The sequence below is a fragment of the Achromobacter sp. RT286_PF genome (assembly GCF_059760425.1).
Window position 1 is genome coordinate 28,392 of record NZ_JCBAMR010000035.1, and the last position, 23,139, is coordinate 51,530.

18 protein-coding genes are annotated in these 23,139 nt (G+C 65.6%); 10 read left to right on the forward strand and 8 right to left on the reverse strand.

Features of this window, described 5'->3' with window-relative positions; genetic code table 11:
• Positions 1-5: 5 nt before the first annotated feature.
• Genes AC6LJY_RS22345 through AC6LJY_RS22355 form a run of 3 tightly spaced genes read right to left on the reverse strand, consistent with a single transcriptional unit; the run spans position 6 to position 3,941 of the window.
• Positions 6-989, reverse strand: a complete 984-nt coding sequence (locus tag AC6LJY_RS22345; RefSeq protein ID WP_498136790.1) for a Bug family tripartite tricarboxylate transporter substrate binding protein — start codon at positions 987-989, stop codon at positions 6-8.
• Between the two features lie 46 nt (positions 990-1,035).
• Complete coding sequence (locus AC6LJY_RS22350; protein ID WP_498136791.1) at positions 1,036-3,141, reverse strand: acetate--CoA ligase family protein; 2,106 nt, start codon at positions 3,139-3,141, stop codon at positions 1,036-1,038.
• Positions 3,138-3,941: an enoyl-CoA hydratase gene (locus AC6LJY_RS22355; protein WP_498136792.1), complete on the reverse strand. Its 804-nt coding sequence runs from the start codon at positions 3,939-3,941 to the stop codon at positions 3,138-3,140. The genes AC6LJY_RS22350 and AC6LJY_RS22355 overlap by 4 nt, the downstream gene beginning before the upstream one ends.
• 121 nt (positions 3,942-4,062) lie before the next feature.
• On the opposite strand from AC6LJY_RS22355, the gene AC6LJY_RS22360 reads away from it, so the two are divergent.
• Entirely contained in the window at positions 4,063-4,836 is a 774-nt protein-coding gene (locus AC6LJY_RS22360) for an IclR family transcriptional regulator (RefSeq protein WP_498136793.1), read from the forward strand.
• Positions 4,837-4,934: 98 nt separating this feature from the next.
• On the opposite strand, the gene bktB is transcribed toward AC6LJY_RS22360, so the two are convergent.
• Positions 4,935-6,116 carry a beta-ketothiolase BktB gene (gene bktB / locus AC6LJY_RS22365; RefSeq protein WP_046805446.1) on the reverse strand — a complete coding sequence of 394 codons (1,182 nt, stop codon included), beginning with the start codon at positions 6,114-6,116 and terminating at the stop codon, positions 4,935-4,937.
• Positions 6,117-6,156: 40 nt separating this feature from the next.
• Entirely contained in the window at positions 6,157-6,942 is a 786-nt protein-coding gene (locus tag AC6LJY_RS22370) for a crotonase/enoyl-CoA hydratase family protein (protein ID WP_498136794.1), read from the reverse strand.
• Between the two features lie 223 nt (positions 6,943-7,165).
• Between AC6LJY_RS22370 and AC6LJY_RS22375 the strand changes: the two genes are divergently transcribed.
• From AC6LJY_RS22375 to AC6LJY_RS22390, 4 genes are all read left to right on the forward strand, one after another.
• On the forward strand, positions 7,166-8,314 hold the full coding sequence (locus AC6LJY_RS22375) for an acyl-CoA dehydrogenase family protein (RefSeq protein WP_498136795.1): 1,149 nt from the start codon (positions 7,166-7,168) through the stop codon (positions 8,312-8,314).
• Between the two features lie 98 nt (positions 8,315-8,412).
• Entirely contained in the window at positions 8,413-9,768 is a 1,356-nt protein-coding gene (locus AC6LJY_RS22380) for an acyl-CoA dehydrogenase family protein (protein ID WP_498136796.1), read from the forward strand.
• A 226-nt stretch (positions 9,769-9,994) separates the two neighbouring features.
• Complete coding sequence (locus AC6LJY_RS22385) at positions 9,995-10,900, forward strand: LysR family transcriptional regulator (RefSeq protein ID WP_498136797.1); 906 nt, start codon at positions 9,995-9,997, stop codon at positions 10,898-10,900.
• A gap of 129 nt (positions 10,901-11,029) precedes the next feature.
• The gene (locus AC6LJY_RS22390; RefSeq protein ID WP_046804064.1) at positions 11,030-11,470 is read left to right on the forward strand and encodes a CBS domain-containing protein; all 441 of its coding nucleotides are present in this window, start codon (positions 11,030-11,032) and stop codon (positions 11,468-11,470) included.
• Between the two features lie 74 nt (positions 11,471-11,544).
• Here AC6LJY_RS22390 and AC6LJY_RS22395 read toward each other — a convergent pair whose 3' ends face one another.
• The gene (locus AC6LJY_RS22395; RefSeq protein ID WP_314359768.1) at positions 11,545-12,309 is read right to left on the reverse strand and encodes a TSUP family transporter; all 765 of its coding nucleotides are present in this window, start codon (positions 12,307-12,309) and stop codon (positions 11,545-11,547) included.
• A gap of 202 nt (positions 12,310-12,511) precedes the next feature.
• Here AC6LJY_RS22395 and AC6LJY_RS22400 point away from each other — a divergent pair, with 202 nt between their 5' ends.
• The 4 genes from AC6LJY_RS22400 to AC6LJY_RS22415 all read left to right on the forward strand — a co-directional run bounded on the left by AC6LJY_RS22400 (position 12,512) and on the right by AC6LJY_RS22415 (position 18,069).
• Positions 12,512-13,396, forward strand: coding sequence for an FxLYD domain-containing protein (locus tag AC6LJY_RS22400; RefSeq protein WP_498136798.1), 885 nt, complete (start codon positions 12,512-12,514; stop codon positions 13,394-13,396).
• Positions 13,386-14,312 (forward strand): FxLYD domain-containing protein, encoded by a 927-nt coding sequence (locus tag AC6LJY_RS22405; RefSeq protein ID WP_314359770.1) that lies wholly within the window; start codon positions 13,386-13,388, stop codon positions 14,310-14,312. The genes AC6LJY_RS22400 and AC6LJY_RS22405 overlap by 11 nt, the downstream gene beginning before the upstream one ends.
• A 243-nt stretch (positions 14,313-14,555) precedes the next feature.
• On the forward strand, positions 14,556-17,147 hold the full coding sequence (gene acnB / locus AC6LJY_RS22410) for a bifunctional aconitate hydratase 2/2-methylisocitrate dehydratase (RefSeq protein WP_104144292.1): 2,592 nt from the start codon (positions 14,556-14,558) through the stop codon (positions 17,145-17,147).
• 322 nt (positions 17,148-17,469) lie between these two features.
• On the forward strand, positions 17,470-18,069 hold the full coding sequence (locus AC6LJY_RS22415; RefSeq protein WP_046804069.1) for a transglycosylase SLT domain-containing protein: 600 nt from the start codon (positions 17,470-17,472) through the stop codon (positions 18,067-18,069).
• A 237-nt stretch (positions 18,070-18,306) separates the two neighbouring features.
• Here AC6LJY_RS22415 and AC6LJY_RS22420 read toward each other — a convergent pair whose 3' ends face one another.
• Positions 18,307-20,544, reverse strand: a complete 2,238-nt coding sequence (locus AC6LJY_RS22420; RefSeq protein ID WP_498136799.1) for a TonB-dependent receptor — start codon at positions 20,542-20,544, stop codon at positions 18,307-18,309.
• Between the two features lie 259 nt (positions 20,545-20,803).
• Positions 20,804-21,829: a pirin family protein gene (locus AC6LJY_RS22425; RefSeq protein ID WP_498136800.1), complete on the reverse strand. Its 1,026-nt coding sequence runs from the start codon at positions 21,827-21,829 to the stop codon at positions 20,804-20,806.
• A gap of 166 nt (positions 21,830-21,995) precedes the next feature.
• Between AC6LJY_RS22425 and AC6LJY_RS22430 the strand changes: the two genes are divergently transcribed.
• Positions 21,996-22,904 carry a LysR substrate-binding domain-containing protein gene (locus AC6LJY_RS22430; protein ID WP_314359773.1) on the forward strand — a complete coding sequence of 303 codons (909 nt, stop codon included), beginning with the start codon at positions 21,996-21,998 and terminating at the stop codon, positions 22,902-22,904.
• Positions 22,905-23,139: the final 235 nt, after the last annotated feature.

Here is a 23,139-nt window from a genome sequence, read left to right on the forward strand (position 1 = left end):
ACCGCTTACTCCAATCGGATATTCGAATCGCGCGCGACCTTGGCCCAGGTCGACACGTCTTGCCGAATGAACGCCGCGAATGCTTTGGGGTCGCTGCCGATGATGTCCAGCCCCAGCCCCACGAACTGCGCTTTCACGTCGGGCTGTTGCAGGATCTGCGCCAGGTTCGTATAGAGCTTGTCGACCACCGCCTGCGGCGTGTTCGCCGGCGCCACCAGTCCCAGCCACGGCATGGCCGAATAACCCGGCAGGCCGGAAGCCGCCACCGTCGGCAGGTCGGGCACCGAGGCCGAGGGCTTCGTGGTCGTCACCGCCAGCGCGCGCAGCTTGCCGTCCTTGCCGAACGGGCCGGACGAGGCCCAGGCGTCGAACATCACCTGGATACGCCCGGCCACCAGATCGTTCAGCGCCGGCGCGCTGCCCTTGTAAGGAATATGCGCCATCTGCACGCCCGCCATGCTGTTGAACAGTTCGGCCTCAAGGTGCGTGGAACTGCCCGCGCCCACCGAGCCGTAGCTGACCTTGCCGGGGTTGGCCTTCAGATACGCAATCAGTTCGCCCACGTTCTTGGCCGGAATCGACGGGTGCACCTCAAGCACGTGCACCACCGAGGCCACCTGACTGACGGGCGTGAAGTCCTTGATGGGGTCGTAGTTGACCTTGGCGTACGTGCTGGGCGCGATGCCCAGCGATGACGCGGCCATCAGCAGCGTGTAGCCGTCGGGCGCCGCGCGCGCCACGTAGTCGGACGCAATCATCGTGCCGCCGCCCGGCTTGTTCTCTACGATCACGGTCTGGCCCAGCTTGGCGGTCAGCCGTTCGGCCAGCAAGCGGCTCATGATGTCGGCCGCGCCACCCGGCGAGAACGGCACCACGATGCGCACGGGCCGGCTGGGATACGCGTCCTGCGCCAGCGCGGGGGTGGCCGCGCCGGCAAACGCCACGGCCATGCCGGCCAACAGCCCTTTGATTGCCTGTCTCTTCTTCATGCTTGTCTCCTCCTGGGGAATGCGTTGCGCGCATGGCGCGGTGGCACTACGGGGTTGCGGGCAGGATCAACGCGTCCAGTACGGCAACGCCTTGTCCCGCCTCTTTGATCAGCAAGGGATTGACTTCGATTTCGGCCACCTGCGCGGGCGCGGCCAACAGCGCGTTGCCCACGGCGACAATCGCCCGGCAGGCCGCCGCCACGTCCGCGCGCGGCTTGCCCCGGTAGCCGTCCAGCAAGGGGTACGCCTTCAGTTCTTGCAGCATCCGCATGGCGATGGCCTCGTCCACGGGCAGCAGACGGTGGCTGGTGTCTTGATAGATCTCGGTCAGCACGCCGCCCAGGCCCACCGTCAGCACGGGCCCAAAGACGGGGTCGCGCGTGGCGCCCACGATCAGTTCCGCCACCCCGCGTTCCATCTTCTGCACCATCACGCCATCGACGCGCGCATCGGGTTGCGCGGCCGACGCTGCGTGCAGCACGCGGTCGAACGCAGCGCTGACGGCGGCGTCGTTGGCCAGCCCCAGCGCTACGCCGCCGGCCTCGGTCTTGTGCGCGATGTCGGCGCTAAGTATTTTCAGCGCCACGGGATAGCCTGCCTGGCGCGCGTGCGCCACCGCGTCATCCGCCGTGCGCGCCACGCCGGCAAGCGCTTGCGGCAGCCCGAAGGCGGCGACGTAGGCGCGCGCGTCCACTTCGTTGCAGGGCAGCGCCGGCACGGGCGGGGCGTTGACGTTGATGGGTTGGTCGGTGGGGTTGTCGATGGCCGCCATCCGCCGCGTGCCGCGTGCCTCGCACCACAACAGATACGGCGCCAGCGCGGACACGGCTAGTCCCAGGTCTTCAAACACCGCGACCTCGGCCTCGCGCAAGGCGGCGCGGCTTTGCGCCAGGCCGGTGTCGATGGCGACGAACAAGCGCTGATGCTGGCGCGATGCCTCGGCCAGCGCGTCGGCCATGCGATCCAGCATGTAGCCGGGCGCGTAGACCACCACGGCGTCGATGGCGTCGGTGGTGGCCAGGGCTTGCAACACCGTGCGCACAAACGCCGGATCGTTGACCACGTTGCCGGTCACGTCCACCGGATTGCCAACCATGCCGTAGTCCGGAATGCCGCCGCGCAGCACGGTTTGCAGGTCGTCGGGCAGATCCGGCAGTTCCAGCCCCGCACCGATGAACTTGTCGGCCAGGATGGCGCCCAGCGCCCCCGACATCGTCAGCACCGCCACGCGCTTGCCGGCGCTGCGATGGCGCAGCGTGGCCAGGCTGGCCAGGTGCGCCATCTGTGCAAAGTCGGTGGCTTCGATCACGTTCAATTGGCGAAACGCCGCCGCGTAAACGCGCTTGTCGCCCGCCAGCGCCGACGTGTGCGAACGCACCGCCGCCGCGCCTTTATCGGTGTTGCCGGCCTTCAACGCAATCAACAACTTGCCCTGGCGTTCCAGCGCCTGGCAGGCCCGCACGAAGCGTTCGCCATCGCGCAGTTGTTCGATGTAGCCCAGCACAATCTCGGTGTGGGCGTCTGCCGCCAGATATTCCAGGTATTGCGAGAAATCCAGGCAGGCCTCGTTGCCGGTATTGATGAAGTGCGAAAACGGCAGGTCAAGCCGACGCGCGATGGCGTACACCGCCGCGCACACATTGCCGCTTTGCGTCAGCAGGCTGACCACGCCCGGCTGCGTTTGCGCGGGCGCCGTCTTGAATACCGAGGCAAAGGCGGTGTGCGCCTGCGTGTTCAAGTTGGCAAACCCCATGCAGTTCGGGCCCGCCACGGCCATGCCGCTTTGCGCCACGAACGCTTCCAGCTCGGCTTGCAGGCGCGCGCCCTCGCCGCCCGCCTCCGCAAAACCCGCCGCATACACGATGGCCGCGCGCACGCCCCGGGCGTGGCAACGGCGCAGCATGGGCGTGACCTCGGCGGCGGCAATCGCCAGCACGGCCAGGTCCACGGGTTCGGGCACGGCTTCAATGTCGGGCCAGCAACGTAAGCCGAACACTTCCTGGTACTTCGGGTTGACGGGGTAGATGCCGCCCGCGTAGCCAAAGCGCGTCAGCAGTTCCAGCGGCATGCCGCCAATGCGGCCGGCGTTGGCGCTGGCGCCGATCATGGCAATCGAGCGCGGGTCCAGCAGGCAGTCCAGCGCGGGCCTCATGCCGTTTCGCCCTTCTTGTTGCGCTGAATGGCCTGGGCCAGGCCCCGTTCGCGCACGGCCTGGAATTCTTCACTAAGGTGCGACAGCTGGTGCGTGTCGAAATGCGCCGACAAGGCCGTGCGAAAGCCCTGCGCATCGGCCGTGCGGTTCAACGAGCGCTTGATCAGGCGCAGCCCGAACGGCGGCGCCTGGGCAATGCGCCGGGCCAGCGTCAGCGTGGCCTCGTCCAGCTCGGACTCGGGCACCACGCGGTTCACCATGCCGATACGCAGCGCCTCGGCCGCGTCGACTTTTTCGCCGGTGTAGAGCATTTCCTTGGCTTTGCGCAGGCCCATCACCCAGGGGTGGATCAGCACTTCAGTGGCGGCGGCGGCCAGCGTGTGGCCGACGGGGTCCGAAAAGTACGCGGTGTCGGCGCATACGACCAGGTCGCACATGTTGGCGATCATGAAGCCGCCTGCCACGCAGGCGCCCTGCACCTGCGCGATGGTGGGTTTCGGGAAATCCCAGATGCGCAGGCAATAGCCGTAGTAGCGGCGCGACTCGTATTCCCAGCGTTCTTCCACGGTGAAGTCGGCGCGCTTGGCTTGCGCTTCTTTCAGGTCGTGCCCCGCCGAAAAATGCGCGCCGCGTCCGGCCAGCACCACGACGCGCACGGCGTCGTCTTGTTCGGCCCGGGTCAGGGCGTCGTCCAGTTCATCCAGCATTTGCTGGCTTTGGGCGTTGCGCGCCGATTCGCGCGCCAGGCTGATGCGGCAGATCGGGTCGTGGTGCTCGACGGCCAGGGTGGCGTATTCCATAGTCTCCTCGTCTTTTGCAACGCCCGCGCTTGTGGATGGCACGGGTCGATGGGTCGATTCGATTGAATTAACGCACCTGGAATCCTAGAATACAAAATATTCGACCACTTTTTCCCACAATATGAACAAGACGATGGCTACCGGCGGCACCCAGAGCATGCGGCGCGCGCTGGGCCTGCTGCGCGTGCTGGCGCAGCATCAGGAAGACGGCATCGACCTGCAAGGCGTGATGAGCGCGACCGGGCTGGAACGGTCCACCGCCCACCGCCTGTTGAGCTGCCTGCTGGAAGAGCAATTCGCCGAACGCGACGCACGCACGCGGCGTTATCGGCTGGGCGTGGATTCCATGCAGCTGGGTTTCGCGGCGTTGCGACGCACGCCCTTGCTGGATGCGCTGCGCCCCTTCGCGCAGAAGCTGGCCCGATTGTCGGGCGACACCGTGTTCCTGGTGATCCGCCAGGGGGATTACGCCTTGTGCCTGCTGCGCGAGGCGGGCTCGTTTCCGGTCAAGGTGTTCACCATCGACCAGGGCGAACGGCGGCTGCTGGGCGTGGGCGCGGGCGGGCTGGCGTTGATGGCGAGTTTGCCGGACGAAGAAATCGCGGCGCTGTATGCGCGGCACGCGGCCAGCTACGCGCAGATTGGCGTCTCAAGCGCGGCGTTGATGAAGGCCGTCAAGCAGACGCGCGCGACGGGCCATTCTGAAATCGTGGATACGATCACGCCGGGCGTGTCGGGCGTGGGCGTCGCGTTTCCGGTATCGGAGTTGACGTGGGTGGCGTTCAGCTTCGGCGCCATCAGCAGCCGGCTGGATTCGCCGCGCCGCGCCAAGATGGGCGAGCTGCTGCGGGCCGAGTGCCAGGCCTGGGCGGCGGGCTATCTGGGCCAGGCATGAAGTAAAAGCGCCCCGCCGGGAGGCGGGGCGCTGGGCTGCGTCATTCGGCTGCGTCATTCGGCTGCATCCAAAGCCGCAGCCAAACCGGCATCAAACCCTTAAATGCGTTCGAAGATCGCGGCAATGCCTTGGCCGCCACCGATGCACATCGTCACCAGCGCATAGCGGCCGCCCACGCGTTGCAGTTCGTGCAGGGCCTTGACGGTGATGATCGCGCCCGTCGCCCCGATGGGGTGGCCCAGCCCGATGCCGCTGCCGTTGGGGTTGACCTTGGCGGGGTCCAGCTTCAATTCACGCGCCACGGCGCACGCCTGGGCAGCAAACGCTTCGTTGGCTTCGATGACGTCCAACTGGTCCACCGTCAAACCCGCGCGCTTCAAGGCGGCCTGCGTGGCGGGCACCGGGCCGATGCCCATGATGTTGGGGTCGACGCCCGCGTGCGCGTAGGCGACCAGGCGCGCAAGCGGCTTGATGCCGCGCTTGGCGGCTACCGAGGCGTTCATCAGCACCACGGCGCCCGCGCCGTCATTCAGGCCCGACGCATTGCCCGCCGTGACCGTGCCGTTCTCTTTCTGAAACACCGGCTTCAGCCCTGCCATGGTGTCGGCGGTGACGTCGCGGCGCACGTGTTCGTCGGTGTCGAACACGACTTCGCCCTTACGGGTCTTTTGCACCACCGGCACGATCTGGTCGCGGAAGTAGCCGGCGTCAATGGCGGCGGCGGCGCGGCGATGCGATTCGGCCGCCAGCGCGTCCTGGTCCTGGCGGCTGATGTTGAATTTGGCCGCCACGTTTTCGGCCGTGACGCCCATGTGCATGCGGCCGAAGGGGTCGGACAAGGCGCCGGTCATCATGTCCAGCATGACGCTGTCGCCCATGCGCGCGCCCCAGCGTTGCGAGGGCACGATGTATGGGGCGCGGCTCATGCTTTCGGCGCCCGCGCCGATGGCGATATCGGCATCGCCCAGCATGATGGTCTGCGCGGCCGACACGATGGCCTGCAAGCCCGAACCGCACAGGCGGTTGACGTTGAAGGCAGGGGTTTCCTTGGCGATGCCGGCGTTCATGGCCGCCACGCGCGACAGGTACATGTCGCGGGGTTCGGTGTTGATGACGTGGCCCACCGCAACGTGGCCGACTTCGTCGCCCTTGACGGCGGCGCGTTCCAGCGCGGCCCGAATAACCGTGGCGCCCAGGTCGCAGGGCGGCACGTCTTTCAGCGCGCCGCCAAAATCGCCGATGGCGGTGCGCACGGCGGATGCGACGATAACTTCATTCATGGTGTTTCCTCCTTGTGGTGTTTTCCATCATAACGCCGGCCTAGCGCCGCCGCGCCGCCAGGAATTGGGCGACGGCGTCCGCGTGCGCGTCGGTCTTGTGGGCCAGCGCCTGGTACGCCGCCGACAGTTCCAGCAAGGCGTCCAGGCGCGCATGCTGGCTTTCGCGCAAGAGGCGCTTGGTCAGCCGCACGGCCTGCGGGGAATTGGCCGCCATGCGTCGGGCCAGCGCGCGCGCTGCCGGCAGCAGTTCCTGGCCCGGCACCACGCGCGACACCAGGCCCCATTCCAGCGCCGTGCCCGCGCCGATGGCGTCGCCGGTAAACGACATTTCGGCGGCACGCGCCATGCCGATCAAGCGCGGCAAAAACCACGCGCCACCGTCGCCGGGAATGATGCCCAGCTTGACGAAGCTCTCGGCAAAAGTGGCCGACTCCGCCGCGATGCGCACGTCGCACATGCAGGCCAGGTCGCAACCCGCGCCGATGGCCGGGCCGTTGACGGCGGCAATGGTGGGCACTTCAAGCGCGTGCAAGGCCAAGGGCAATCGTTGGATGCCGTGCCGATATTCCTGGCGCAGCGCGGCCGGGCTCACGTCCGGCCCGATCTGGCGCTGCATTTCGTGAATGTTGCCGCCTGATGAAAATACCTTGCCTGTCGCGGTCAGGATCAGCACGCGCACGTCGGGGTCGTGCTCGATACGCGCGAAGATGGCCAGCATCTGGTCCACGATATCGCTGCCGGTCAGCGCGTTGCGCGTAGCGGGGTCATCCAGCGTCAGCGTCGCCACGCCGTCCGCGTCCAATTCAAAATGCACGAGTTCCGTCATGTTTGCCCTTTCCCGATTACAGGTTTTGGATCGCCGCCGCGCGCGCCGGCAAGAATGTCCAGCGTAGGCGCGTGGCCGGGCAGCGTCCAATATTAGTTTTTGCACCGGCGATACGAATCCGGTATCGAAAAGGCCAAAAATAATATTGGACGGCGGTGGCGACGCTGCCGGATAGTGGCCTGACGTGCCCCCATCCCAGGCGGCGTCGCAACGGAACCGGACCATGATCGAACCGCTGGACCTGACCCCCATCCCCGCCCCCGACGAAGCGCTGCGCGCGGATATCCGCGCCTTTCTGGCGGACACGCTGGACGGGTTGGAGCCGGATGAACGCGCGCGGTCCTGGATGGGGTTTGACGCGGGCTTCAGCCGCCAGCTTGCCGAACGCGGCTGGCTGGGCCTGACGTTGCCGCGCGAATTCGGGGGGGCCGACCGAGGCCATTTCGCGCGTTTCGTGCTGTCCGAGGAATTGCTGGGCGCGGGCGCGCCGGTATCGGCGCACTGGATCGCCGACCGCCAAAGCGCCCCCTTGATCCTGAAGGTCGGTACCCCCGCGCAAAAGGCGTTTTACCTGCCGCGCATCTGCCGCGCCGAGGCGTTCTTTTGCATCGGTATGAGCGAACCGGGATCAGGCTCGGACCTGGCCAGCATCCGCACGCGGGCAGAGCCGATGCCTGGCGGTTGGCGCTTGAACGGCAGCAAGATCTGGACCACCAACGCGCACCGCTCGCACTACATGATTGCGCTGGTGCGCACGTCGGGCTCGGCCCAGGACCGGCACCAGGGTCTGTCGCAGCTGATCGTGGACCTGTCGCTACCCGGCGTGTCGGTGCGGCAGATTCAAGACTTGACCGGCGATGCGCATTTCTCGGAAGTGTTCTTCGACAACGTGGAATTGCCGGACGATGCGTTGATCGGTGAAGAAGGCGCGGGCTGGGCGCAGGTCAATGCCGAATTGGCGTTCGAGCGCAGCGGCCCGGAACGGTTGTATTCCAGCGTTGCGCTGCTTGAATGCTGGTTAACGCACTGCCGCGCCTTGTCGGGCGACGCCGTGGACCGCGCGACCTTGGGCGCCATCTTGTCGCAGATGGCGGTGTTGCGGGCGATGTCGCTGGCGGTGGCGGGCAAATTGGCCGCGGGTGGCAGCCCGGCCACCGAAGCGGCGCTGGTGAAGGACTTGGGCACGGAACTGGAGCAGCAAATTCCCCGCCTGATCGGCGACGCGCTGGGCCGTCACCCCAACCTGCCGCCCCCATTGCCCCTGCTGCGCACGCTGACGTACCTGGAACAGGTTGCGCCCACGTTCTCGCTGCGCGGCGGCACCCGTGAAATTCTGCGCGGCATCATCGCGCGCGGGCTGGGGCTGCGGTAAGGCGCGGGCTGATGTCATGGGGCTGATGTCATGGGGCTGATGTCATACAGGCTGATCTGCGGCGCGTTAACTAAATACGGACGGACAAGGGCTACATCATGAACAACGCTGGCGACACGCTTTCCGATAACCTGCTGGGCGACGCGGCCGAACGCCTGTTCGCCCAAACCTGCACGCCCGCGCTGCTGCGCGCCGCCGAGCAGGGGCAGCCCATTGATGCCGCGTGGCGGGCGTGCGAGGACGCGGGATTCGCCGATGCGCTGGTGCCCGAGTCGCTGGGCGGCGCCGGGCTGCCGTTGGCGGCGGCACTGCCGGTGGTGCTGGCGGCAGGCCGTCACCTGTGCCCCTACCCCATCGCACATACGATGCTGGCGCGCGGCTGGCTGGCAGCCCACGGACATGCGTGCCCGGCGGGGCCGATCGCGCTGGCCCCGCACGGGCTGTCCGTGGCCGACCACCGCATCGCCGGCACGAACGTGCCCTGGATACGCGTGGCCAGCCACGTGCTGGCGCAGATCGATGGACAAGCGTGGCTGTTGCCCGTGCAAGCGGCCGATGTGCAGAGCAACGGCATACATGGCTCGCTGGACGGCGAGGCGTCATGGGCGTTGGCCGACGCCCAATGCCTGGGCCCTATCCGCGCAAGCGATGAACAAAACGGGCGGGACGGGCGGCAGGGCCGGCAGGGGCGGAACGGACGGGACGGGCGGGACGGACAGGACGGGCGGCATGGGCAGCACGGGCAGGACGGGCGAGACGGGCACAACGGGCAGCGCGCGGCCGATACGCCGGATGCCCTGGCCCTGCTGGCCGCCACGGCCTACGCGGGCCTGATGGCCGGCGCAATGGAGCGCGTGTTGGCGATGACCCTGGACTACGCCAACACACGGGCTCAATTCGGCAAGTCCATCGGCCGCTTCCAGGCGGTGCAGCAGCAGATCAGCGTGATGGCCGAAGAGGTGTGGGCAGCGAACATGGCCGCGCAGCTGGCGTTTCAAAGCCAGGTCACGCAGCCCGGCGATATGCCCCGAGTGATGGCCGGTGCGCTGCCCAATGCGATGCCGGGCGCGACGCCCGGTTCGATCCCCAGCGCGATGCCGGCAGCGACGCCCGGTGCGACGCTTGGTGCGACGCCCGGTGCAATGCCCGGTGCAATGCCCGGCGTGATGCCGGGCGCGATGCCCAGCGTGATGCCCGGTGCGATGCAAGCTGCCGTCGGCAAAGCGCGAGCCAGCCAGGCGGCGCCGCGGGTGGCCGACATCGCCCACGCGGTGCATGGCGCCATCGGCGTCACCGCCGAATTCGACTTGCAGCTTTACACGCGCCGCCTGCGCGACTGGCGGTTGGCGGCAGGGTCGGAATCCTTCTGGCATGCACACATCGGCGCCCATGCGTTGCAAGGCGAAGACAGTGCACTGGACCTCATCCGCCGCGTGGCGCAGGGTCAAGCCTGACGCGGCGATACCGCAAGGGATAGCCCGGATGCCGGCGGCGATCCACCGCACGGCACACCGCGCGATACCAAGCCCCACACACCACATCACCACATCACACACATCACACACATCGCCACACGCAGCGCCACACACATTCGCGACACACAGCACCACACACCACATCACACACATCGCGACACACAGCACGTATCATCGAAAGCCCATGCCGCCCTGGACCCCTTCCATGGACTTTCGCCACTTGCAGCAATTTCTGGTGCTTGCCGACACGCTGAACTTTCACCGCGCGGCCGAAAAGCTGCATATGTCGCAACCGCCGCTGTCGGTGTCGATCCGCAAGCTGGAAGAGATGGTGGGTGTGCCGCTGTTCGTGCGTGGTCGGCAAGGCGTGCAGCTGACCGAGGCCGGGCTGGCGGCGCTGGACGAAGCGCGCCGCGCGCTGTTTCATGCCGAGCAATTCCGGCTGGCGGCACGCGCCGGGGCGGCTGGTGAAGGCGGCACCGTCCGTATCGGTTTCGTCGGATCCGCCACGCACGCCATCTTGCCGCGCATGCTGCCCTTATTTCGCCAACGCTATCCGGGCGTGACGGTGGTGCTGCGCGAAGCCACCTCGATACGCATCATGCAGGACCTGGCCGAGGACGCGCTGGAAGTAGGCATCGTGCGTGTGCCGGTGGCCATGGGCTCGCGCGTGCGGCTGGCGCCGCTGACCACCGAAAATTTCGTGCTGGCCGTGCACAACAGCCATCCACTGGCCCGCCGCGGCCGCATCCGGCTGGCCGACCTGGCCGACGAACCCTTCATCATGTACACCGCCACCGAGGCGGCCGGCCTGCGCATGGCCGCCATCAACGCCTGCCAGCTGCGCGGCTTCACGCCCCGCATCGCGCAGGAAGCCGTGCAGGTGCAAACCCTGTTGAGCCTGGTGGAAAGCGGCTTGGGCGTGGCGCTGGTGCCGGCCGGCGCCCGCCGCCACCCCAGCCCCAACGTGGTCACCAAAACGCTTGCCGATTTTCCGGCGGATGCGTCGATCGGGATCTCGCTGGCATGGAACCCGGGGGCCGAACGCAGCGCCGCGCGCAACCTGCGCGAAGTGGCCGCCCACGCCTTCCGGCCCAAGGCGGCCAAATAGGCCCCGCTTGCGGCAAGGTGGCCAGCAGGCTTAGGATGGAGCATGACCGCGCCGCGGCGCCCTGGCCGTTATCCAAGGGCGCGACGCGCGGTTGGCGTTTGAACCTTGTCAGCGATCCGGGAGCACATCGTGAAAACAGTGGCTGAGATTCTCAGGGAAAAGTCGAACAATGCCGTCGTGACGGTTTCACCGGATTCCTCGGTGTTCGACGCCATCAAGACCATGGCCGAACGCAGCATCGGCGCAGTGGTGGTCGTGCAAGGGGATACGGTGCTGGGCATGCTGTCCGAGCGCGACTACGCCCGCAAAGTCGTCCTGCAAGACCGCTCGTCTCGCAGCACCAAGGTGCGCGACATCATGACCGACTCGGTGTATTACGTGGGCCCGGGCGACACGCGTGAACACTGTATGGCCATGATGACCGAACGGCATTTCCGCCATCTTCCGGTCATCGACAACGAAAAGCTCATCGGCCTGCTGTCCATCGGCGATCTGGTCAAGGACATCATGAGCGAACAGAAATTCATCATCCACGAACTGGAACGCTACATCAGCGGCGGCCACGCGTAATCAGCGGTGGCCAAGCCCGGTCAGCGGCAGCACGCGCAAGTGCCGCGCGCCGTTGCCCCATGCGCCCCTGGCGGCTACCCGGCCGCCAGTATCCGCGCCGCCGGCACGATCAGGCCCATGCCGGCCGCCAGCAGCAGCACGAACACCATCCGCTTGACGGTCTTCATGGAGCCCGCCGTGCTGTAGCGCCGCGCCACCCACGTCACCCCGATCACCACGGGCAGCGCCTGCACGCTAAGCCAGAATGACGACGCCATGAAGTGGCCCTGCCCCGTCACCAGCGCCAGCCGCACCACGGCATTGAGCGAGAACAGCACCAGCAGGCTGTTGCGGATGGACGCCAGCGGCAAGGGCTGGCGATACAGGTGATACACCATCGGCGGGCCGGCGCTGGAAAACAGGCCGCCCAACACGCCCGATATGCCCCCGAAGAACAAAAAGGACGCCTTGGACGACAAGCGTTCCAATGGCTTGGCGCGTGCCACCAGCAGCACCGCGCAGGCCAGGATGGTGATGCCCAGCAACAGTTGCAGCAGGACCGTCATGGATCCGCTGATCCACGTCAGCGCGGCCACGCCCAGGGCAACGCCCACCAGGCTTGCGATCATGGCCGGGCGCATCAGCGACCAGTTCACTTGCGGCTTGGCGCGCGCCAGCGTGACGGCGGCGTTCACCAGCGACAGCACGCTGACCACGTTGGCCACTTCGGCCACCGAGGCCAGCTGAAATACGCCGGACAGACCCAGTAGCACCAGCCCGAACGCGAAGCCGGTCATGGTCTGGGCATAGGTGGCCAGCGCCACGCAGGCCAGAAACAGCAGGTGATGGGAAATGCTCATGCGTGGGGCCGGGTTTTTGTCGCGGCGATGATATCACCCGGACGAACAGCGTTCGTTTGTCGCGATAAGGCGGCGGGGCGTCGCTTTTGGCACATATCGTCACAACTAGAAGCGCACCTGCACCCCGCCCCCGGCGCGCTGCCGCTATCCTTGCCGCCCTGTCCGTCCCCCATGCACGCTCCGCCAGCATGACGCCAAACGCATGACACCAAAACACACGACGATCAACACGGTCACGCTGACCTGCTCCACTTGCGGCAGCGCGCAATTCACCAAACTGGCCCCCAACGAATACCGCTGCAACCATTGCCACGCCTTGACGCTGGTGGAGGACGACGTTGCCCAGCGGCTTGAAAAGATATTGCGCGGCATGCAGCAGCCGGCCAGGCAAGCGCAGATCAAGCCCAGTGCGCTGGCGGCCATCGTGCTGGTAGTGGTTGCCGTGATTTTCGTGCCGCTGGTGGCGTCGATGCTGACGTCCAGCCCGTCGACCCCTTACCGCCCAACGCCCGTCGCCCCGCCCATTGACGCGTCGCTGGTCAAACTGACGGACGTGCGCGAAGTCCAGATCCGCGGCCGCAAGCAGCTGGTGATGATCATGCGCAACGAAACGGGCAAGAAGATCGACGTGCCGCGTGTCACGGCAACGTTCTTCCAGGGCGACCTGACGCTGACGTCGACCCTGTCCACGCCATCGCCACGGTCACTGGAACCGGGCGAATACGCGCCGGTGCTGATCTCGGCCCCTGACAAGGCCTACTCGCGCTACGAATTACAGGTCGCCACGCCGACGCCGGCGCGCGGCAAGAACAACGACGTGTCCGCCAGCAAGGTGCAGCTGGTGAAGAACGATGGCGCGTATCGCCTGGTGGGCCTGCTCAAGAACGACGGCGCCAAAGAGGCCGGCGCCGCGCAGATCACCGTGCTGCTCTACGGCCAGGACGGCGCGTTGATCGGCACCGGCAACGGCTATGGCAGCGCCGGCGCGTTGGCGCCGGGCGCCATGACCGCGTTCGACGTGCGCTGCGAAATGCTTGGCGACGACAAGGTCGCGTCCTACGACTACATGGTGCAAAGTGAAAGCTGACCGTTCCCAATCCAAGCCGCTTGCCTGGCCGGCCAAAACCGCGCTGGTGCTGCTGATGCTGGCGGCGGCCGGCGTGGCGCTGACCCGGTACACCGCCGTGGGCCCCTGGGTGGCGAACAAGCTGGGGCATGAAACGCCGGCCGGGTCCGCCAACACGGCCGTGGCCAAGCCGGCAGAGGATGCGCCCAAGGAAACCGCTTCCACCAGCCGCATGCACCGCGTCAGCCCCGCGAATGTGCGGGTCATTGACCACGTGCGTCTGTCCACCGAAGAACTGCTGGACCCGAACTTCGCGTTGTTCGACCCGAAGGCGTTCAGCTTGTCGGCGCCACGCCGCCTGCTGGATGAAATCGAGCGGCCGGTGATGTTCGCGGAGCTGTCCAACACCAGCACCACCGACATTGCCCTGTCGCCCCGCGTTGAAATTTCGGCGTTTGACGGCTCTCGACCGTTGAACCTGCGCCAGGAATGGACCTTGCCCACGCACCTTTACCCCGGCGAGCGGGTGCCGGTGATGCTGTCGGGCGGCAGCTTCGAACGGGTGACCGAGGTCAAGACCAACTGGTTGCCGGCCAAACGCGCCGCCCTGCCCGGCCCGCGTCCCAAGCTGGCCGTCACGGTTGAGAACACCGAGGCCGGGATCGGCACCGGCACGCTGAATTTCAGCTATCGCTATCGCTACAAATACGTCACGGTTCACGGCCGCGTTAGCAACGAGGATCAGGTCGACGTGGAAAACGTGCGGGTCTGGGTCAGCTTGTACGACGCGCAGGACAAGCTATCGGGCGCCCTGTTCAAGGAATTGCGCCTGCCCAAGCTCAAGCCGGGCGACAGCGCCCCGTTCGAAATGGACGTGAAGCAATTTGGTGGCAATTTTGCCCGGGTTGCCGTCGTTTATGACGTAGCCACGCGCTAGGATTGCGCCTGCCCGTCCAGCATTGAATTCGTAATGGCGGCCATCGAGCCGCCATTTTGCTGGCTGGCGCCCTTCGCTGCGGGCGGCAACGGCGTGCCGTCTGCTTCCCAACGTCGCCACCCAACAACAAGGGACGGACCATAGTCTTATATAAGATATAAGACATTTGCTTGCCGCCCCCTCTTCCCTCTACAATTCCGGCCGACAACCCTTCTTCCAACCCGACTTTTGAGCAGGCCTCACATGCTGGATAACTACCGCCAACACGTTGCCGAACGCGCGGCTCTGGGGATTCCCCCGCTGCCCCTGACGGCTAAACAAACCGCCGAACTGATCGAACTGCTGAAGAACCCGCCCGCTGGCGAAGAGCAGAATCTGGTCGAACTGTTGACCCACCGTGTGCCGGCCGGCGTGGACGATGCCGCCAAGGTGAAGGCGTCCTACCTGGCCGCCGTGGCGCTGGGCAAGGAAGCTTGTGCGCTGATCAGCCGTGCCAAGGCGACCGAACTGCTGGGCACGATGCTCGGCGGCTACAACATTGGCCCGCTGGTCGACCTGCTGGATGACGCGGAAATCGGCACCATCGCCGCCGATGCGCTGAAAAAGACCCTGTTGATGTTCGACGCCTTCCATGACGTGAAGGAAAAGGCCGACAAGGGCAACGCCAACGCCAAGTCCGTGATGCAAAGCTGGGCTGACGCCGAATGGTTCACCAGCCGTCCGGAACTGCCGGAAAGCCTGACCATCACCGTCTTCAAGGTGCCTGGCGAAACCAACACCGACGACCTGTCGCCCGCGCCCGACGCCACGACCCGCCCCGACATCCCGATGCACGCCCTGGCGATGCTGAAGAACAAGCGCGACGGCGCGGCGTTCGAACCGGAAGAAGACGGCAAGCGCGGCCCGGTCAAGTTCATTGAATCGCTGAAAGAAAAGGGCCACCTGGTCGCCTACGTGGGCGACGTGGTCGGCACGGGTTCGTCGCGCAAATCGGCCACCAACTCGGTGCTGTGGTTCACGGGCGAAGACATCCCCTTCGTGCCGAACAAGCGCTTTGGCGGCGTGTGCCTGGGCAACAAGATTGCCCCGATCTTCTACAACACGATGGAAGACGCCGGCGCGCTGCCGATCGAACTGGACGTGTCCAAGATGGAAATGGGCGACGTCGTTGAACTGCGCCCCTACGATGGCAAGGCGTTGAAGAACGGCGAAGTCATCGCTGAATTCGAAGTGAAGTCCGACGTGCTGTTCGACGAAGTGCGCGCCGGTGGCCGCATTCCGCTGATCATCGGCCGTGGCCTGACCAGCAAGGCGCGCGAAGCACTGGGCCTGGCCCCGTCGACGCTGTTCCGCCTGCCGAAAGACCCGGTCGACACCGGCAAGGGTTACACGCTGGCCCAGAAGATGGTTGGCCGTGCCTGCGGCCTGCCGGACGGCAAGGGCATCCGCCCGGGCACCTACTGCGAACCGAAGATGACCTCGGTCGGCAGCCAGGACACCACCGGCCCGATGACCCGCGACGAACTGAAGGACCTGGCTTGCCTGGGCTTCTCGGCCGACCTGGTAATGCAGTCGTTCTGCCACACCGCCGCCTACCCCAAGCCCGTGGACGTCAAGACGCACCACACGCTGCCGGAATTCATCAGCACCCGTGGCGGCGTGTCGCTGCGCCCGGGTGATGGCGTGATCCACTCGTGGCTGAACCGCATGCTGTTGCCCGACACCGTCGGCACCGGCGGCGACTCGCACACGCGCTTCCCCATCGGCATTTCGTTCCCGGCCGGTTCGGGCCTGGTCGCCTTTGCCGCCGCCACCGGCGTGATGCCGCTGGACATGCCGGAATCGGTGCTGGTCCGCTTCAAGGGCAAGCTGCAACCCGGCGTCACGCTGCGTGACCTGGTCAACGCCATCCCGCTGTACGCCATCAAGCAAGGCCTGCTGACGGTGGCCAAGCAAGGCAAGAAGAACATTTTCTCGGGCCGCATCCTGGAAATCGAAGGCCTGCCGGACCTGAAGGTCGAGCAAGCTTTTGAACTGTCGGATGCGTCCGCTGAACGTTCGGCTGCCGGTTGCTCGGTGTTCCTGAACAAGGAACCGATCATCGAATACATCAACAGCAACATCGTGATGTTGAAGTGGATGATCGCCAACGGCTACGAAGACGAACGCACGCTGGGCCGCCGTATCAAGGCCATGGAAGCCTGGCTGGCAGACCCCAAGCTGCTGGAGCCGGACGCCGACGCCGAATACGCCGCCGTCATCGAAATCGACCTGGCCGACGTGCACGAGCCCATCGTGGCCTGCCCGAACGACCCGGACGACGTCAAGACGCTGTCGGAAGTTGCCGGCGCCAAGATCGACGAAGTGTTCATCGGCAGCTGCATGACGAACATCGGCCACTTCCGCGCGGCGTCCAAGCTGCTGGAAGGCAAGCGCGACATCCCGGTCAAGCTGTGGGTTGCCCCGCCGACCAAGATGGACGCCACGCAGTTGACCGAAGAAGGCCACTACGGCGTCTTCGGCACCGCCGGCGCCCGCACGGAAATGCCGGGCTGCTCGCTGTGCATGGGTAACCAGGCACAAGTGCGCGAAGGCGCAACGGTGATGTCGACCAGCACCCGCAACTTCCCGAACCGCCTGGGCAAGAACACGAACGTGTACCTCGGTTCGGCCGAACTTGCCGCCATCTGCTCGAAGCTGGGCCGCATCCCCACCAAGGACGAGTACATGGCAGACATGGGCGTCATCAACAAGAGCAGCGACCAGATCTACCAGTACCTGAACTTCGACAAGATCGCCGACTACAAGGACGTGGCCGACGTGATCGAGGTGTAAGCCTTTCAGGCCTAAGCCTGATGCGTGTACGCGTCATGCGTGTACGCCATATGCGATAGCTGGTCTCTGTGCCGGCTTTCCACGCAGACAACGGCCCCGGAGCAATCCGGGGCCGTTTGCAATCTGGCGCCGTTCGCTTCGGGCGGCGGCTTATCCGGCGTCCTTCCCCGCGACCAACCAGGCTTACCCACCCATTTCAGGGACGGAACTTTTCCGGCGATACGTTTTCATACAATCGCGGTATCTTGTGACACCGTCAACAGTTGTCACACCCCGGGCGCTGCCTTCAACCGCGCCCCCACCCCAAGGAGGAAGCCCGCCAATGACCCGGCTTTTGCTGCCGCCGCTGCTACTGCTGGCGCTTGCCGGCTGCGCCACGGCGCCGCCATCGAACCCCGAGAACATTTGCGCGATCTTCCGAGAAAAGCCCGACTGGCACGACGCCGCCCTGAAGGTGCAGAAGAAATGGGGCGCGCCCGTGCCGGTGCCCATGGCGATGATGTACCAGGAATCCTCCTTCAAGCAGGACGCCGTGCCGCCCCGCTACTACTTCCTGGGCATCATCCCCTGGGGCCGCGTCAGCTCCGCCTACGGCTACGCCCAGGCCAAGGACGAAACCTGGGCCGACTACAAGCGCGAAGCCGGCGGCTGGGGCTCAAGCCGCGACGACTTTGCCGACGCGCTCGACTTCATGGGCTGGTACATGAGCAAGTCGCAACGCCTCAACGGCATCTCGAAGTGGGACGCCTACGGGCAGTACCTGAACTACCACGAAGGCTGGACCGGCTACCGCAACCGCAGCTACGACCGCAAGGCATGGTTGAAAACGGTGTCGCAAAAGGTGCAGGCACGCGCGGAAAAATTCACGTCGCAATACAAAAGCTGCGAAAGCGACCTGACGCGTGGGGGGTGGTTGTGGTGAGCCGATAGCAACTGCCGCGCTTGCCTTGATCTCTATACAAAAATTTGTATAACCGCCACATGAAAGGCCCAGAACTCGTCACCTTTTTGGGTACGGCACTTGACGATCCGCGGGCCTGCAAGTGCATATGACGATTCAGGAAGCAGTGTGATCGGCGGTTGAGACGCCCTTTCCAAAACAAAAAAATCCCGGCCTGGGCCGGGATTTTTTTCGCTTGCGTGACTTGGCGTGCAGCGATCAGAAGTCCATGCTGGCCGACAGCAGGAACGTGCGCGGGCCGCCAAGGACCAGGTAGCCGTTGCCGGGGTAGCCGCCAACCGACGACCAGTAGTTGCGATTGGCGATGTTCTCAACGCGGGCGCGCAGGGTCACGACGTGGCCGTCGACGTCCGTCATGTAGCGCAGACCGGCGTCAAAGCGCGTCCAGCCGGGGACTTTCAGGGTGTTGGCGTCGTCAGCGTACGACGAACCGGTGTAGACCACACGGCCATCGACCGCGAGGCCTTGCACGCCGGGGATATCCCATTCCACGCCCATGTTGGCCTGGAAGCGAGGCACGCCGATCACACGGTTGCCGTCGATTGATGGCTTGCCGGTAGAACGCTGCTCGGCGTCCAACCATGTGAGTCCGCCGAGAACGCGAACAGACTGGATCGGCTCGCCATAGACCGTCAGTTCTACGCCTTGGTGCCGGTCTTTACCGGAGGCCGTCAGCTCGTTGTTGGCGTTGTATGCGGACCGCGGCTTGTCGGTAGAAAACAGTGCAAGGCCTGCCCCCAGCCCGTCGCCTTCGTACTTTGCGCCAATCTCCTTTTGTTTGGAGACATAGGGCGACAGCACTGTACCAACGTTTGGTACGGGTTTACCGTTAGCGTTCGCGGGAGCCGTATCGCCCTGCACTAGCGCTTCGATGTAGTTGGCATACAGAGAGACACTTGGCGCCACCTTAAAAACAACGCCAGCGGCCGGCGAATTTCGGCTCTTGTCGTATGCACCCGTTTCGTTGCCCCCGTTACCGGTCCCGTTGTCGTAGGAATAGCTGCGAGTCGACATACGTTGATGGCGGATGCCCAAGGTCAGCAGCACCTTGTCGTCCAGGAACGACATCGTGTCGCCCAAGGCGTAGCTGCTCATGCGCGTGCGTCCTTGCAAGGCTGGGTTGTCGATATCGTTGCCCCGCAAAGCACCGGCACTGAACGCCGGCTTGTCGTACGAAATCGGATCGTAGATGTTCGTCGGATACGTGTTGCCGAAATCCATGATGTACGCGTTCTTCTTCTTCAGATCGAAGAAGGAAGCCGACACCACCACTTCATGGCCGACGGGGCCGGTGCGCAGCTTGGCACGCAGGCCCACTTCACCCGTGTTGACGCTGTCTTCGCGCGTATTGTCGAAGCGATAGAAGTTGCCCGCGCCCGTGCTGCCATTGGTCAACGTCACGTTGCCCAGCGAATTCGCCTCATCGCTGCGGCGAAAGCCGTATGCCGCCCAACCCGTCAGCTTGTCGCTGAAATCATGCTCCGCGCGCAGGGTGCCGAACACGTCGCGTTCATTGGAATACGACCACGGCTGCGCATAATTCGAGCTGGCGTCCGGTGCGTCGGGAACGGTGGTTACCGTCGAGCCCATCGTCACGTTCGGACGCGGCCGCTTCAGCTTGTTTTCCTGCCAACCGATATCGCCCGACAAGCGCGTATCCGCCGACCGCCAGTCGATACCCAGCGACACCAGGCTGGTACGCGAATGTTCGTCGTCGATCCCCGTGTCGCCGCTGCGTTGCGCGGCGTTCAGGCGGATGCCCGTGCTGTCGTCGGGACCAAAACGGCGCGCGATGTCGGTCGACAGCTGGAATTGGCCGCCGCTGCCCACGCCGGTGGTGACACGCGTCAGCGGTTCGTTGGGCGCGCGCTTGGGCACCAGGTTGATCACGCCGCCGATGCCGCCGCCGCCCGGCGTTGCACCCGTCAGGAAAGCCGTTGCACCGCGCAGGACTTCCACGCGCTCGAACAATTCGGTGGCAATGTACTGGCGCGGCAGCAGGCTGTACAAGCCGTTGTACGCCACGTCGTCCGAACTCAGGATGAAGCCGCGAATGAAGTAGGACTCTTGGAAATTGCCGAAGCCACGCGCCACGCGCACGCCGGAATCGTTCTGCAAGACATCGCCCACGCTGCGCGCCTGCTTGTCCTGGATCAGCTCGTTCGTGTAGCTGGTAATGCTGAACGGCGTGCTCATGTTGTCTTGCGTGCCCAGGATGCCTACTCGGCCTCCCGTGGCCACCTGCCCGCCCGCAAAGGGCACCGCCAAGCCGCCCGCCGAGGCGTCGGCGCTGGCTTCGACCTTGATCGCTTCCATCGACACAACGGAGCCGCCGGCGGTGCCGGTTTGCGCAGGGACGGGGGTGGCGGTTTGAGCGTGGACGACGCTGATGCACGGCAGCGTTGCGGCCACGCAGGCAAGTGTTCGAATTTTCATATCGGGGTCAGGGGACGGTAAGTGCGCGTTGCCGCGCGGAGAAACACACAATCCCGATGGAATGACGCACGGAAAACGGCGTATCAGCTGGCACTACCGCGAAAGCCTGGCACCAGGCCCTGACCGAGCCCGTTCACCCAGGGGTCTTGAGGTCTTAAGGCGCAAATATTATCAAATCGATAATCATTCTCACTCGTCCCCGTTTTCGCTTTTACGCGACGTTGCCGTCACGCAACAAACAGCCCTGATGGAATCAGGGTCATGTAGGGACGGACTCGGAGCCGGCGCGGCGACGTGGGGTGGTCGGCATGGTGCGGGCGGTGGTCGTGGGAGCGGCTGGGCCAGCGACAGCAGCCGTGGTCGTGGTCGTGGTCGTGGCTGTGGCCTTGGCTGTGACAGCGGCCGCAGTTGTGCCAGCGGGCACACCCCGCGCGGACACCGGCCCGCCTGCTGGCCCGCCCACCAGCACGAAGTGCACCGGCGCCCTGCCCGCCATCAACACCAACACGCCTTCCTCATTGCCCGCCGACGCAGATGCGCACGTGGACGCGGACGCCGTCAGCGCGCAGCCCGTGTCCAAGACGGCGAAGTCGGGATCCCCGCCCATCTGCTTGGGCAACGCCGGCGCGCCGGTGCGGCGGTGCCGCGCGCGCACGCCCAGCTCACCAGACACGACGTAAAGCCAGGCGTTCCAGCCGGGCAGCAACGGCACCAGCTGCGTCGCCCCCGGGCGCAGCCACCCATCCAGGACCAGCATCGATGCCGCCGTCGCCAGCGGCGATTGCCAGCCTCCATGGCTGCCCGCCACCACGCGAATACGGCCGGCGTCAGTCTGAATCACCGGCATCTCCCAGCCCCGGATCAACGCGGGCGCGGGGCTGCCCGCATCCGCCGCGTCCAGCGGCCCCACGACAATACGCAAGCCGTTCAGCCGCCAACCACTGGGCCGCGCGCCGTTGGCCGGCTGGCGCACCCGGGTAGCGCCGGCGTCCGCCCGCGCCCAATGCAGGTCGCCCGCCTGCACGTCCCGGTCATCGCCGTCGGCACCGGGGCTTAGCAGGCTGCCCCGCGTATCTTCCAGCAGCAAGGTGGCAACGAAGCAGCCGGGACGCGGCTCGGGCGGCCACGGGGCCGGCGCGGCCGAGGCCGTCATGTCGAAATGGTCGACCCTGATGACGGGGGATGAGCCACGGGAAAAGTCGGTGTGGCGAAACGTGCGCGTGATGCAACAATCGCCGGCCGATTCGGGCTGGCTCGCCGCGACGTTACTAAGATGAATGGTCAAAAAGGCGCTGCCTGGAGTGGGTCGCGCCAATGTGAAAGGGGGTGGCGCCGACTGACGCAGAGCTTATGCGTTCCACCTGGCGGACAGTAGAGGCCAATTTCAGGAATATTTGTCATGCCGTACAGGACAATCCGCGCCCGCCTCCTCTTTTGCGCCTTGCCCCTCTATGTACCCCCACATTCATCACCTGGACGACCTGCTGCTCTTTAGCGAAGTCGTCGCCAAAGGCGGATTTTCGGCAGCGGCGCGTGTGTTGAATATGCAACGTTCCAAGCTGAGCCGGCGCGTGGCCGAACTGGAAGCGCGGCTGGGCGTGCGCCTGCTTCAGCGCAATACCCGGCGGGTGTCGTTGACCCCGATGGGCGAGCAGATCTACGTCCACGCCCAAGCCGTGGCGCGCGAGGCCCGCACCGCGTTTGAGCTGGCGGCCTCCATGGGCGACACACCCAGTGGCTTGTTGCGTATCACCGCGCCGTCGCCGCTGGCGGTAACGTTGCTGGGCGAAATGGTGGCCCGTTTTTGCATCGCGCATCCCGGCGTGCGCGTGTTGCTGGACACGCGCGACGAAATCATCGACCTGGTGGGCGAAGGCTACGACCTGGCGTTTCGCGCGATGGGCGCCCCGCTGACGGATTCCCGGCTGATCGGTCGCGAGCTGGCGCTGGTGCCGCTGACCCTGGTGGGCGCCCCGGCACTGGCGCAGGCGCGCCCGCGTCATCCACGCGACCTGGCCGCGCTGCCGCTGCTGGCGCATGCCACGCAGGACAGTCGCCAGACCTGGCGCTTTACCGGCCCGGCGGGCGAAACAGAATCACTGGAATTCCAGCCGAAATGCCTGAGCAGCAACATGGCCACGCTGCGGTCCATGGTGCGCGCGGGCCTGGGCGTGGGGCTGCTGCCGCACTATCTGTGCGCCAACATGCTGGCCAGGGGCGAACTGATCGCCATCCTGCCCGGCTGGCAGGCCGCGCCCTCGCGCATCTACGCAATCATGCCTGCCCGCCGTGGCGAGCCCCTGGCCTTGCGCCGCTTTCTGGAAATCGCAGCGGCTGAACTGCCGGCCTTGCTGGCGTGAGCCGCGCGGCCCAACCCGGCACAAGCCGGCACAAGCCGGCACAAGCCGGCCCAAGCCGGCACACGCCGGACCGCCACACCGCTGTAGGACTTGCCTGCTACAACGCGGGGTCTTGCGGGCTTGGGCCATGTCCGCCAAAGTAGGGGTTTTGCAAAGCCATATGTCTTGTGCGGACGGGTCGGAACTTTGACGTGCCGCCCAAGTCTTATATAAGATATAAGACATACGGTCGGGC